The organism is Streptomyces sp. NBC_01017, from assembly GCF_045162795.1.
In the GTDB taxonomy this organism is placed as follows: Bacteria; Actinomycetota; Actinomycetes; order Streptomycetales; family Streptomycetaceae; genus Streptomyces; species Streptomyces machairae.
This window is the reverse complement of sequence record NZ_CP108683.1, coordinates 190532-203287: the sequence shown is the minus strand read 5'-3', so window position 1 is coordinate 203287 and position 12756 is coordinate 190532. Positions and strand designations below refer to the sequence as shown.

The window sequence follows — 12756 nt, the reverse complement described above, 5'->3', positions numbered from 1 at the left end:
GATTCACTGATGGACTCCACAGCAGCTAGTAGGACTCCGTTAGGTTGCTCTGGCTCTGGGGTTTTGGCTGGTGGTGGATGTTCTGGGCAGGGGGCGGTGGCAGGTGGTGCAGGTGCCGGTCCAGCAGTTCAGCAGGTCCTGGATGGCGTCGAGGGTCTGGTAGAGGGTGAGTTGGCTGTATCGGCTTTTGGGGCCAGTCGCTGTTCGGTGAGGAACGCGTGGGCGGCGGTGACCAGGGTGACGTGGTGATGCCAGCCGTTCCAGGAACGTCCCTCGAAGTGGTCCAGGCCGAGGCCGTGCTTGAGTTCCCGGTAGTCGTGCTCGATGCGCCAGCGGATCTTCGCCAGGCGGACCAGTTCGGCGATTGGGGTGTCTGCGGGCAGGTTGGACAGCCAGTAGCCGGTGGGTGCTTCGGCGCCGTCGGGCCATTCGGCCAGCAGTGTGACCTCAGGCAGGACGCCGTCCCAGTGGCCGTGTGAGGCGAGGGCGGCGGCCTGGGCGAGGCGTTTGGATTTGATCCCGGCGGGCCGCACCTGCAGGGACAGGAAGTGTGAGCGCAGCGGTCCGCGGGATCCTTCCCGCCAGGTCACCTCGGTGAAGGCCTGCCGTCCGTGGCCGGCCACCAGCGCGGCCACCGGAGTCGGCCTGTCGCGGTAGCGGGGCTGCGGCTTGCGGCCGTTGCCGGACCAGGTGGGGGCCATGGGCATCGCATCATGCGGGTGGACGGTCACATCCGAGCGGATCGCCACCACGTAGTCGATGCTGCGATGTTCCAGGCCGTCGCGGAAGTCGGCGTTCTGTCCGTAGCCGGCGTCGGCCACCAAAACCGGAGGCACCAGACCCCATCCGGCCAGCTCATCGATGGTGTCCAGGGCCAGACGCCACTTCTCCCGGTGCCCGATCTCGTCGGGCATCCCGGTCTTGCGCCGGCGAACCGGATCGTGCGCCCACTCCTCAGGCACGAACAGGCGCCATTGCAGCGGACAGGACGCCGTGTCGGAGACCGCGTGCACACTCACTGCGACCTGGCAGTTGGCCTGCTTGCCCAGCGCCCCGCAGTACTGGTGGGCGACCGCCACCGACATCTTCCCGTCCTTGGGAAACGACACGTCATCGACCGCCCACGCGTCCGGACCGACCAGCGGCACCATCCGCTGCGCAATCCGCCGCCGCACCGGCAGCGGATCCCACGTCGACTGGTTCACGAACTGCTGCAGATTCTGCTCGTTGCCGTCCGGCAGCCGCTGCGCCATGGCCTGGATGGACTTGCGGCGACCGTCCACCATCAGTCCCCGCAGATAGCAGTCGCTCTTGGCCCGCTGGTCCTTGCGCGGCACCGAGGCGAACACATCAGCCACGAATAACGCCAACTTCGCCCGAGCCCGGTTCACTTCATGTGTATCCACACCTTCAGCGTTCCCCCAAACAGGACCGACAGGCAGACATAACGGAGTCCTACTAGTGCCGCATCAGAGAACCTTTGCCCTGTGGTGATGTGACGCGCCGTTCGGATGCTGGTCCGGACGGCGCGGTGTCGGCCAAGCTGTCTGGGTGGCAGAACGAGTACGCGTCCGTGAGATCGATGACGACGAGGGGCAGCGCCTGCTGCGGATCATCCGTAGAGGCACGGGGTCGGTGGTGACCTGGCGGCGGGCCCAGATGGTGCTGCTGTCCGCGCAGGGCATGCCCGTGGTGAAGATCGCCGAGGTGACATTCACCAGCGCGGACCGAGTCCGGGACGTGATCCACAACTTCAACACCGACGGCTTCGACTCGCTCTACCCGAAGTACAAGGGCGGTCGGCCCAAGACCTTCACTCTCCCCGAACGCCGGGAGATCAAGAAGACCGCCAAGTCCAAGCCTGCCGAGCACGGCCTGCCGTTTTCGACCTGGAGCCTGGCCAAGCTGGCCGACTTCCTGGTCGCCGAGGGGGTGGTCGACGACATCAGCCACGAGGGCCTTCGGGTTCTGCTCCGTGAGGAGGGCGTCTCGTTTCAACGCATAAAGACCTGGAAGACCTCCCGCGACCCCGACTACGCCGCCAAGAAAGCGCGCGTCGAGCACCTCTACGCCATCGCCGACGGCGAGGTCATACCCGACGATGGCGAACCAGAAGTCGTCTTCTGCCTTGACGAGTTCGGCCCGCTCAACCTCCAGCCTCACCCCGGCCGGCAGTGGACCGAGCGCGGCGGGAAGCACAAGGACCCCGACCGGGAACCCCGCCCCCGCCGACGGGCCACCTACACCCGCCCGCACGGCGTCCGCCACCTCCTCGCCGCCTATGACCTGGCCCGGGACAGGCTCTACGGCCACATCAAGCCGAAGAAGAACCGGACGAGGTTCCTGGAGTTCTGCCGCTACCTGCGCAGCCTCTACCCGGCCGAGACCCGGATCGCGATCGTGCTCGACAACTTCTCCCCGCACCTGACCACCAAGAAGGACACCCGCGTCGGCGACTGGGCCACGGCCAACAACGTCGAATTCGCCTACACCCCGACCAACAGCTCCTGGCTCAACCGCATCGAGGCCCAGTTCACCGCCCTGCGCTACTTCGCACTCGACGGCACCGACCATGCCAGCCACAAGGAGCAGGGCAGCATGATCCGCCGCTACATCATCTGGCGGAACAAGCACGCCGCCGACGAACGCCTGCGCAAGGTAGTCAACAGGGCGAACGTTGCCTGATACGGCACTAGTAGGACTCCGTTAGGTTGCTCTGGCTCTGGGGTTTTGGCTGGTGGTGGATGTTCTGGGCAGGGGGCGGTGGCAGGTGGTGCAGGTGCCGGTCCAGCAGTTCAGCAGGTCCTGGATGGCGTCGAGGGTCTGGTAGAGGGTGAGTTGGCTGTATCGGCTTTTGGGGCCAGTCGCTGTTCGGTGAGGAACGCGTGGGCGGCGGTGACCAGGGTGACGTGGTGATGCCAGCCGTTCCAGGAACGTCCCTCGAAGTGGTCCAGGCCGAGGCCGTGCTTGAGTTCCCGGTAGTCGTGCTCGATGCGCCAGCGGATCTTCGCCAGGCGGACCAGTTCGGCGATTGGGGTGTCTGCGGGCAGGTTGGACAGCCAGTAGCCGGTGGGTGCTTCGGCGCCGTCGGGCCATTCGGCCAGCAGTGTGACCTCAGGCAGGACGCCGTCCCAGTGGCCGTGTGAGGCGAGGGCGGCGGCCTGGGCGAGGCGTTTGGATTTGATCCCGGCGGGCCGCACCTGCAGGGACAGGAAGTGTGAGCGCAGCGGTCCGCGGGATCCTTCCCGCCAGGTCACCTCGGTGAAGGCCTGCCGTCCGTGGCCGGCCACCAGCGCGGCCACCGGAGTCGGCCTGTCGCGGTAGCGGGGCTGGGGCTTGCGGCCGTTGCCGGACCAGGTGGGGGCCATGGGCATCGCATCATGCGGGTGGACGGTCACATCCGAGCGGATCGCCACCACGTGGTCGATGCTGCGATGTTCCAGGCCGTCGCGGAAGTCGGCGTTCTGTCCGTAGCCGGCGTCGGCCACCAAAACCGGAGGCACCAGACCCCATCCGGCCAGCTCATCGATGGTGTCCAGGGCCAGACGCCACTTCTCCCGGTGCCCGATCTCGTCGGGCATCCCGGTCTTGCGCCGGCGAACCGGATCGTGCGCCCACTCCTCAGGCACGAACAGGCGCCATTGCAGCGGACAGGACGCCGTGTCGGAGACCGCGTGCACACGCACTGCGACCTGGCAGTTGGCCTGCTTGCCCAGCGCCCCGCAGTACTGGTGGGCGACCGCCACCGACATCTTCCCGTCCTTGGGAAACGACACGTCATCGACCGCCCACGCGTCCGGACCGACCAGCGGCACCATCCGCTGCGCAATCCGCCGCCGCACCGGCAGCGGATCCCACGTCGACTGGTTCACGAACTGCTGCAGATTCTGCTCGTTGCCGTCCGGCAGCCGCTGCGCCATGGCCTGGATGGACTTGCGGCGACCGTCCACCATCAGTCCCCGCAGATAGCAGTCGCTCTTGGCCCGCTGGTCCTTGCGCGGCACCGAGGCGAACACATCAGCCACGAATAACGCCAACTTCGCCCGAGCCCGGTTCACTTCATGTGTATCCACACCTTCAGCGTTCCCCCAAACAGGACCGACAGGCAGACATAACGGAGTCCTACTAGTAGACTGTCGTGGCTAATTCTTGGGATAAAGGTGGCGCAGTTTGATGCGTGCGTCATGGGTGGTGAACTGCCAGTCCACTTGGCGTTGGTGGGTGTTGGTGGCGTTCTGCCAGGCCGAGAGTTCGGTGTTGAGTGTGTCGAGGTCGCCGATCCGGCGGTCGAGGCATTGCCGGGTCAGCGCGGAGAGTTCGATCTCGGCGATGTTGAGCCAGGAGCCGTGCTTGGGCGTGTGGTGGATCTCGAGGCGTTGAGCCAGGGCGAAGGCCTCTTCTGGTTCGAAGGCCTCGTACAGGGAGGCGATGGTGTGGGTGTTGAGGTTGTCCATCACCAGGACCACGGTTTCGGCGTCGGGGTGGTCCACGGTCAGTAGCTGTTTGACCTGGCCGGCCCAGTCGATCCGGGTCCGTCGGGACAGTGCCTGCGTGCGACGCCATCCGCGTAAGGGTTCGGTCCATACGAAGACGGAGCAGGTGCCGCAGCGGATGTACTCGCTGTCCTGGCACGCGTCGCGGCCGGGTCGGGCGGGGATTGGGCCGCGGACGTGGTCGAGGAGCTGGTAGGGCTTCTCGTCCATGCACACCACCGGACGCGCCGGGTCGTAGGGTCGGGCATAGACGGCGAGGACGTCTTCCATCCGGGCTGCGAACTGCGCGTTCGCTCGTGGTGGGATGGTCCAGCACTTCTTCAGGTGAGGGCGCAGTTCCGTTTTTTAAGACCCGGCCGATGGTGGAGTGGTCCAGATCGGGGATGTCCTCAACCAGTGCGACGTGCTTCTCCAGTAGTCGCAGCGACCACCGCGCATAGCCTGAGGGCGGCTGGGAGCATGCCATCGCGATCAGCCGGGCTTCGACCTCGCCGGTCACCGGCGAGGGCACCGGCGGCAGGTCGCGTTTCTTCCGTGCGATCGTGGCGTGAACATCGCCACCGGTCTCGGCGAAACGCTTGGCGACCAGCCGCAACGTCTCACCACAGACGCCGAGCCGGGTCGCGATCGCCTCTTTGGAGTCCACCTCACCCACCGAGGTGTCCAGCGCGAGCAGCACCCGCGCACGCATGATCATCGAAGCAGTGATGATGGTGCCGTGGTCCTCCGCCGGGTCTGACCCACATCGAAGCTGACGCCCACGGGCTGTCATGTCGGAGAACTGTCGACTCGCTGCGGGGGGCCACCACGCACACAGCCGATCGGGCGCTCGTGACCTGATAGGAGCTTGGGCTAGAAGCCCCCGTCACTGCTTTGTCCGCCGCCCGACCGGCGTGTGCTGCCCCTCTTGCCAACCCGGAAGGACAGCACCTCCATCATGGCCGATCAGCGCCCGGACGTCTTCGGAGGCGTGGACACCCACGCCGACACCCACCATGCCGCCGCCGTCGACCCCATCGGCCGGCATCTGGGCGACGCTCAGTTCCCGACCACGAGCGAGGGTTACCGCGCCCTGCTGGCCTGGCTGCGCTCTTTCGGGAGCGTGCGCGCCGTCGGCGTCGAGGGCACCGGATCCTACGGCACCCAGCTCGCACGCGTCCTGGCCGCTTCCGGCCTGCAAGTGTTCGACATCAACCGGCCTGACCGGCGCATGCGCCGCCAGCTGGGCAAGTCCGATCCCATCGACGCCTATGCCGCCGCCGAGGCAGTCGCCTCCGGACGTGCGGGCGTCATCCCCAAGACCCACACCGGTGCCGCCGAGGGGCTGCGGGTCCTGCACAACGCCCGCACCTCGGCCATGAAGGCCCGCACCCAGGCCATCAACCAGATCCGCAGCCTCCTGGTCACCGCGCCCGACACCCTGCGCAGCCAACTGCGCCCTCTGGCAGCAGCAGACCTGATCAGCGCATGCGCCAGGCTCCGACCGACACCGGACCTGGCCGACCCCACCGCCGCGGCCAAGTTCACCCTGCGCCGCCTTGCCCGCAGATACCAGGACCTCGGGCGTGAAATCAGCGAGTATGACGCCGAGTTGACCACATTGGCGGCTCAGGCCGCGCCCATGCTCTTGGCCGTGAACGGCGTCGGGCCCGAGACCGCCGCCCGCCTCCTGGCGGCAGTCGGCGACAACCCCGAGCGCCTGCGCTCCGAGGCAGCCTTCGCCCATCTGTGCGGCGCCGCACCTCTGCCGGCCTCCTCCGGCCGCCGCGACCGCCACCGGCTGAACCGGGGAGGCAACCGGTCCGCCAACGCAGCCCTCTACCGCATCGCGGTCGTCCGCATGCAGCACGACCGCCGCACCCGCGAGTACGTGGCCCGACGCACTGCGCAGGGACTGCAGAAGAAGGACATCATCCGCTGCCTCAAGCGCTACATAGCCCGTGAGGTCTTCAGAGCCTTGACCTGCACGAACATCACGACGGCCGACCTTGCACAGGCCGCTTGACAGGAAATAGGAGCTTCTCCGCGAACACCCGTCGTGGTCACCCGGACCAATTCCTCACGGTCCTGCGTGGTCAGCCTGACCGGCCGCTTCTTCTGCGAACCCATAACAACAGCCCTGTCTGACAAGCGAGAAGGATCTGACAGATACCAGCCTCCCAGACATGACACAACTAAGCAGCGACGACCTACTAGTTCACCGGCCACCAGGCGGACGATCTCCTTCCCCGCCCGATCGTGATCGAACCGGGCACGGGACAACAGGTGCTGCAGCCGGTGAGGGCCCGGATGTCCCAACGCCTGCCCGAGCGTCCAGCAGTTCCGCGTGTCCACCTCCAGCAACAGTCCGGCGACCAACTCGGCGGCTGTCGCCCGCGTTTCACGCCGTGTGAAACAGCCCGCGACGGTTGCCATGACCCTCCCGAATGTCTCGCCCCACGTCTGCTCCGCTATCGTGGCCTCCGCGGCCACCGTGTCTTGATACGTCGTCACAAACGTTCATGATCGCGGTGGCCGTCCTCATGCCCGCACGCACCCCCGACAAGACACTGACCAGCCCAGACGCTGGAACTACAGCTGCCGTGTCAGTAGCTGTTTGACCTGGCCGGCCCAGTCGATCCGGGTCCGTCGGGACAGTGCCTGCGTGCGACGCCATCCGCGTAAGGGTTCGGTCCATACGAAGACGGAGCAGGTGCCACAGTGGATGTACTCGCTGTCCTGGCACGCGTCGCGGCCGGGTCGGGCGGGGATTGGGCCGCGGACGTGGTCGAGGAGCTGGTAGGGCTTTTCGTCCATGCACACCACCGGACGTGCCGGGTCGTAGGGTCGGGCATAGACGGCGAGGACGTCTTCCATCCGGGCTGCGAACTGTGCGTTCGCTCGTGGTGGGATGGTCCAGCACTTCTTCAGGTGAGGGCGCAGTTCCGTTTTTAGGATCCGGCCGATGGTGGAGTGGTCCAGATCGGGGATGTCCTCAACCAGTGCGACGTGCTTCTCCAGTAGTCGCAGCGACCACCGCGCATGGCCCGGGGGCGGCTGGGAGCATGCCATCGCGATCAGCCGGGCTTCGACCTCGCCGGTCACCGGCGAGGGCACCGGCGGCAGGTCGCGTTTCTTCCGTGCGACCGTGGCGTGAACATCGCCACCGGTCTCGGCGAAACGCTTGGCGACCAGCCGCAACGTCTCACCACAGACGCCGAGCCGGGTCGCGATCGCCTCTTTGGAGTCCACCTCACCCACCGAGGTGTCCAGCGCGAGCAGCACCCGCGCACGCATGATCATCGAAGCTCCGCGAACACCCGTCGTGGTCACCCGGACCAATTCCTCACGGTCCTGCGTGGTCAGCCTGACCGGCCGCTTCTTCTGCGAACCCATAACAACAGCCCTGTCTGACAAGCGAGAAGGATCTGACAGATACCAGCCTCCCAGACATGACACAACTAAGCAGCGACGACCTACTAGTACTCAGCTTGAACTCGTAGACGCCGGCTGGTGGATCACGGTGGTTCGATCACCAGGCCGGTCTCGGTGAGGCAGCCGTTGATCAGGTCGGGCCGGTACTGGATCTTCTTGAGCTTGCGCTTGACGATGCGGACGAGGCCGCCCAGGTCGGCGGTGACGAAGTTGGCGATGGAGCGTTTCAGGAGTGACCAGACGCCCTCGGTGGGGTTCAGCTCGGGTGCATACGCGGGCATCTGGACCACACGCAGCCACTCCTGGTGTTCGTCGGCGAACTCCTTCATCTGTGCACACAGGTGCACGTTCAGGTTGTCCCAGCACCACACGAGCGGCGCGTGCAGCTGCTGGTGAACGGCGAGGATCAGTTCGCGGTACTCGTGCCAGGCGAAGCTCTTGGGCTCGCCCTTGCGCCCGTGATAGACGTGCAGCCGGTAGAAGAAGTGCGGGCGCTCGCCGGGGCGGAAGCAGACCGCGCCGGCCACGTTGACCCGGCCGGAACCTCTGCCACGCACCCTCACCACGGGCCGTGCCCCGCGCGGGGCCCATGTGCGGCCCTTCGGCGGCCTCAGGCCCTGCCCCGCCTCGTCCTCGAAGCAGATGTAGGCGCCCAGGTCCGCCGCACTGGTTTTACCTGCGGCCACACCTCCTGCTTCCACACCTCGATGGCCTCCTCGTCCCGCTCGACGGCCCGGCGCACCGGGACCTGGCACGACCAGCCGTGGCGCCGCATCAGCTTCCACACGCCCTGCACCGTGTAGCCCACATGGAACAGCCGCCCGATCAGCGCCTTGATCCGCTTCAGCGTCCACCGCTGGTCGTCGGCGAATCCGTGCGCCGGCGGGCCGCGCCGCAGTTCTGCTTCCAGACGCGCGAACTGCCGCGCCGACAGACGCTCCGGCGACACCGGTCCCCTGGAACGCAGGGCCTGCACCCCGCCCTCGCGCCACCGCTGACGCCACAGCCGCACAGTGCGCGGCGCTACCCGTAACTCCGCCGCGACCGCACCAGAACTCTCGCCCTGCTCAAATAACTCAGCGGCCTTCAGCCGCAGTTGTTCACGTCGTTCCTGCTCGGCAGGCGTATACCCGCCCCTCTGCGCATACCGCATGCACCTGCCATACCGCAGGGATCAAGGACCGTCACGCCCTCTCGGCGTCTACGAGTTCAAGCTGAGTAGCCCCCTCGACAAGTCATTTCGCCGAGCAGGTTCCGCAGATACCGGCGGGTGCACGGTCGACCACCCGGTCACGGACTGCGGCCGGACATCGGAGACGGGAGGCTGGTTCCACCGTCGTGCAGGCCCCTCGTGACCAAGGCCTGTCCCGGCCGGTGGCGATGCATGCCTCCGCACCCGCCGCCGGGAGGGACGCGACCTGTGCCCGACATGCTGTCCGCCCGGAACGCGGGGGCGGGACTGCACCGCATTAGGTTGCGGGCACGCCTCGTCCGGCCAGGCTGAGGATGCAAGCGTGAGAGGTGCAAGCGATGGAGACCTGGTTCAACGAGGATGCCGACGCTCTCGACAGTCTGATCAGCAACTGCGGGACGGGGCTCGTTCAGGCCACCGTGAAGGATGTCGCCGGGTTCTACGGTATGACCGAGGATGCGGTCAGGCAGTGGCTGGAGTCGATATTTAGGAACTCCACCCATGACGCCGTCGAGCAGGCCAGTGCAGATGTGATCAGGACCGAGGTGAACGGCTGGGACAACGCCGCCTGGAGTAGATGGCTGCGGGAGGTGTGCATCCAGGCCGGCTACCCCATGACAGCGAATCCGCCCTCCGGCCAGGGCGCGTTTCCCGGACCGGTATCCGCCCCGCAACCGCAACAGCAGATCCAGGGAGCGGGCTACGTCTGGACACCCGATCCGCCCCCACAACCCGCGCCCCCGCCCGTCCACCCCCACCCCGCCACACACGCCTGGTCACAGATGGACGAAAACGTCCTCATCCACTGGCTCGACTGGCTTGCCCAGATGGACCAGCAACCCACATGGGACACCATCGCCGACGGCCTGGCAGCGTTCCTGGCAAGCGAAGACATCCACGACGACCCCACAGCCTGGTGGACCACAGCCTGGCAGTCCCCCGACGGACGAATCGCATACCTGCGGCAATACCAGAGCCGGAAGGCCGACCTGTCCGCCCTCGATGCACAAATCGCCTACGCCTGGCAATCAACCCAGTGGGCCCTCGCCAACCAGCAGCAAACCCAAAACCAGCCCCAGGCCCAGCCACCCGCATACACCTGGACCCCCGACCAACAGACCCAGCACTACCCCCAGACAACCCCACAAACCCACCCGCCGGCACAACACCCGCAGACCCACCCCCGAAACCAGCCCACACCCCACCCGGCTCCACCACCCTCAAGCGGACAACCCAAGCCCCTCAAGCGGAAACAACCCCCACCCGACCCCAACCTCACTGAACACAAAAGCAACCAAGGTAAACGCCAACGCCCCGCCGTTGGCGAAAACGATTTCAGCCGGAGAATTTGGAAAGTGCGCGAGGAGGCAGGCCTGACGCAGAAGGAGCTTGCAAAAAAGGCGAGTCTCGGAATCCATTTTATAGCGAAAGGCGAGTCCGGCATCTACATCGATCCGGGCACGGCACGCCGCTGGATCCAGGCGGTGACAGACAACACAAAAATCCAAGAAAAGCTTCAAACGCTCTATAATGCAATATACCAAGACGGTAGGGATCCCGCAAAGCTGGCATTCTGGGAACTGATGCTGCGACTCCGCGAGAATAGGGGATTCTCGCGAGTAGAGGTCGCAGTTGCAGTCGGCGTAGGGAACGCGACAATTTCGAAATGGGAGAGTGGGGCGGTGATGACACCGGGAATAAAGGGCCAGAACAAAGTTAACATGTGGATCAACTTCCTGACGGCAGGACTGAAAGACAGGGAAAGCGTCCGCAGGGAGCTACGCCAGCTCTATGAGAGGGAAGTGGCAACGCCGGGGCGGATGTTTTTTTGGACCGACTGAAGGTATCCATTCAGTAGGCTGTGACACGGCAGCTGTAGTTCCAGCGTCTGGGCTGGTCAGTGTCTTGTCGGGGGTGCGTGCGGGCATGAGGACGGCCACCGCGATCATGAACGTTTGTGACGACGTATCAAGACACGGTGGCCGCGGAGGCCACGATAGCGGAGCAGACGTGGGGCGAGACATTCGGGAGGGTCATGGCAACCGTCGCGGGCTGTTTCACACGGCGTGAAACGCGGGCGACAGCCGCCGAGTTGGTCGCCGGACTGTTGCTGGAGGTGGACACGCGGAACTGCTGGACGCTCGGGCAGGCGTTGGGACATCCGGGCCCTCACCGGCTGCAGCACCTGTTGTCCCGTGCCCGGTTCGATCACGATCGGGCGGGGAAGGAGATCGTCCGCCTGGTGGCCGGTGAACTCGCCGGGCAGGACGTGGTGTTGGTGGTGGACGAGACGGGCGATGCGAAGTCCTCGACGGAGTGTGTGGGAGCCGGACGGCAGTACTCGGGTGCGATCGGCGGTGTCGGTCTGTGTCAGGTGGCGGTGCATCTGGCGGCGGTCTCCGCGACCACGAAGGTGATCATCGACCGGGCCCTGTATCTCCCGGCGGACTGGGCCGCGGACGAGGAACGCCGCGAGGTCGCCGGGGTGCCGGAGGAGGTCGGGTTCGCGACGAAGCCGCAGCAGGCGCTGTCCATGGTCACCGGCGCACTCGCCACGGGGATCGAGGCACGCTGGTTCGCGGGCGACGAGGTGTACTGCGGGCGTGAACTGCGCCGGGGCATACGCTCACTGGGTCTGGGCTACACGGTCGGCATCGCCGCTACGTACCAGGTCACCGACGGGGGCGGCCGCCGGTGGGAGGCCCGCAAACTGATCAACAAGGTGCGTCCCGAGCAGTGGATGCGCCGGCAGACCGGACACGGCACCAAGGGCACCCGCGAGTACGACTGGGCCTGGCTCGACGTCCGCCCCGACGACACTCCCGACGAGAACGAGAACGAGAACGAGAACGAGAACGAGAACGAGAACGAGAACGAGAACGAGAACGAGAACGAGAACGAGAACGAGAACGCGGCCGGGGCGGGGACGAGCGTGCTGGTCGCGCGGCGGCACCGCTACACCGGCGAGGTGTCCTACTTCCGCTGCTGGGCACCCGGCGACGTCGCCCTCGCCACACTGATGGAAGTGATCTCGCGCAGGTGGCGGATCGAGGAAACGTTCCAGCTCACAAAGGGCTTCACCGGGCTCGACCAGGGTCAGGTGACCTGCTGGAACTCCTGGATGCGCTGGTCACTGTTCTCCCTGTTCGCCGCCGTCGTCCTCGCTCTCACGGCCGCAGCCATCCATGAGGGCTCCGAGCGGCAACCCGGACTCGTCCCGCCGACCTGTCCCGAGCTCATCCGTCTCCTGCGGGCCATCGTGCTGCCCCCAGCCGCCCGCGACCGTGATCATGTCCTGCGCTGGATCGCCTGGAGGCGCCGTCACCAAGCCGTCGCAACCGCCTGCCACCAGCAACGACACCGCTGCCACGACCAGCCGTGATCAAGAACTACAGCTGCCGTGTGTGATCGCCTTCGTCGTCTGACGATGCGGCCGGTTGCGGGTGGCTCTGTCACGTTGTCGGGTGGGGCATGGGATGATCTCGGGTTGTCCGTGTCCGGGGAGGGCCCGATCCGCTTCACCATCTGGAACCACATCACCGGCCGGCACCGGCCTGCCCACCACGACCTGAACCACAGGCCGCCCCGCCCCCGGTCTCAGCCGGTCACGCCCCGGGCCGCCAGCGGGGAATCGAAGGGCTCTGTCAAAATTTCGGC

Annotated in this window: 11 protein-coding genes and 1 pseudogene; 5 read left to right on the top strand and 7 right to left on the bottom strand. The window is 66.2% G+C overall.

All coding sequences use genetic code 11. The features are described from left to right. Window positions 1-128: 128 nt before the first annotated feature. The gene (locus OG331_RS01055; protein ID WP_406190343.1) at window positions 129-1406 is read right to left on the bottom strand and encodes an IS701 family transposase; all 1278 of its coding nucleotides are present in this window, start codon (window positions 1404-1406) and stop codon (window positions 129-131) included. A gap of 145 nt (window positions 1407-1551) precedes the next feature. Between OG331_RS01055 and OG331_RS01050 the strand changes: the two genes are divergently transcribed. After that, entirely contained in the window at window positions 1552-2685 is a 1134-nt protein-coding gene (locus OG331_RS01050; protein ID WP_406190614.1) for an IS630 family transposase, read from the top strand. 110 nt (window positions 2686-2795) lie between these two features. On the opposite strand, the gene OG331_RS01045 is transcribed toward OG331_RS01050, so the two are convergent. The 3 genes and pseudogenes from OG331_RS01045 to OG331_RS01035 all read right to left on the bottom strand — a co-directional run. After that, window positions 2796-4073 carry an IS701 family transposase gene (locus tag OG331_RS01045; RefSeq protein WP_406190687.1) on the bottom strand — a complete coding sequence of 426 codons (1278 nt, stop codon included), beginning with the start codon at window positions 4071-4073 and terminating at the stop codon, window positions 2796-2798. Between the two features lie 69 nt (window positions 4074-4142). Continuing rightward, window positions 4143-4799, bottom strand: coding sequence for an IS630 family transposase (locus OG331_RS01040; protein WP_406209564.1), 657 nt, complete (start codon window positions 4797-4799; stop codon window positions 4143-4145). Between the two features lie 100 nt (window positions 4800-4899). Then, window positions 4900-5088: pseudogene (locus OG331_RS01035) on the bottom strand (helix-turn-helix domain-containing protein); the annotation flags it as partial. On the opposite strand from OG331_RS01035, the gene OG331_RS01030 reads away from it, so the two are divergent. Together OG331_RS01030 and OG331_RS01025 are read left to right on the top strand one after the other, a co-directional pair. Further along, complete coding sequence (locus OG331_RS01030; RefSeq protein WP_406190685.1) at window positions 5041-5232, top strand: hypothetical protein; 192 nt, start codon at window positions 5041-5043, stop codon at window positions 5230-5232. The pseudogene OG331_RS01035 and the gene OG331_RS01030 overlap by 48 nt on opposite strands. 198 nt (window positions 5233-5430) lie before the next feature. Next, complete coding sequence (locus OG331_RS01025; protein WP_406190682.1) at window positions 5431-6498, top strand: IS110 family transposase; 1068 nt, start codon at window positions 5431-5433, stop codon at window positions 6496-6498. A gap of 566 nt (window positions 6499-7064) precedes the next feature. Here OG331_RS01025 and OG331_RS01020 read toward each other — a convergent pair. The 3 genes from OG331_RS01020 to OG331_RS01010 all read right to left on the bottom strand — a co-directional run bounded on the left by OG331_RS01020 (window position 7065) and on the right by OG331_RS01010 (window position 9060). Next, window positions 7065-7775 carry an IS630 family transposase gene (locus OG331_RS01020; RefSeq protein ID WP_406190679.1) on the bottom strand — a complete coding sequence of 237 codons (711 nt, stop codon included), beginning with the start codon at window positions 7773-7775 and terminating at the stop codon, window positions 7065-7067. A gap of 215 nt (window positions 7776-7990) precedes the next feature. Further along, a complete protein-coding gene (locus OG331_RS01015) occupies window positions 7991-8593 on the bottom strand; it encodes a transposase (protein WP_406190677.1) in 603 nt (200 codons plus the stop codon). Beyond that, window positions 8518-9060, bottom strand: a complete 543-nt coding sequence (locus tag OG331_RS01010; RefSeq protein WP_406190674.1) for a winged helix-turn-helix domain-containing protein — start codon at window positions 9058-9060, stop codon at window positions 8518-8520. The genes OG331_RS01015 and OG331_RS01010 overlap by 76 nt, the downstream gene beginning before the upstream one ends. A gap of 377 nt (window positions 9061-9437) precedes the next feature. On the opposite strand from OG331_RS01010, the gene OG331_RS01005 reads away from it, so the two are divergent. Next, window positions 9438-10940: a helix-turn-helix transcriptional regulator gene (locus OG331_RS01005; RefSeq protein ID WP_406190671.1), complete on the top strand. Its 1503-nt coding sequence runs from the start codon at window positions 9438-9440 to the stop codon at window positions 10938-10940. Between the two features lie 194 nt (window positions 10941-11134). Continuing rightward, the gene (locus OG331_RS01000) at window positions 11135-12481 is read left to right on the top strand and encodes an IS701 family transposase (RefSeq protein WP_406190669.1); all 1347 of its coding nucleotides are present in this window, start codon (window positions 11135-11137) and stop codon (window positions 12479-12481) included. Window positions 12482-12756 lie beyond the last annotated feature (275 nt).

Bases quoted from the DNA above. Each gene is read 5' to 3' on its own strand.
- OG331_RS01025 (WP_406190682.1), top strand. From the start codon at position 5,431: ATGGCCGATCAGCGCCCGGACGTCTTCGGAGGCGTGGACACCCACGCC.
- OG331_RS01020 (WP_406190679.1), bottom strand. From the start codon at position 7,775: ATGATCATGCGTGCGCGGGTGCTGCTCGCGCTGGACACCTCGGTGGGT.
- OG331_RS01010 (WP_406190674.1), bottom strand. From the start codon at position 9,060: ATGCGGTATGCGCAGAGGGGCGGGTATACGCCTGCCGAGCAGGAACGA.
- OG331_RS01005 (WP_406190671.1), top strand. From the start codon at position 9,438: ATGGAGACCTGGTTCAACGAGGATGCCGACGCTCTCGACAGTCTGATC.
- OG331_RS01000 (WP_406190669.1), top strand. From the start codon at position 11,135: ATGGCAACCGTCGCGGGCTGTTTCACACGGCGTGAAACGCGGGCGACA.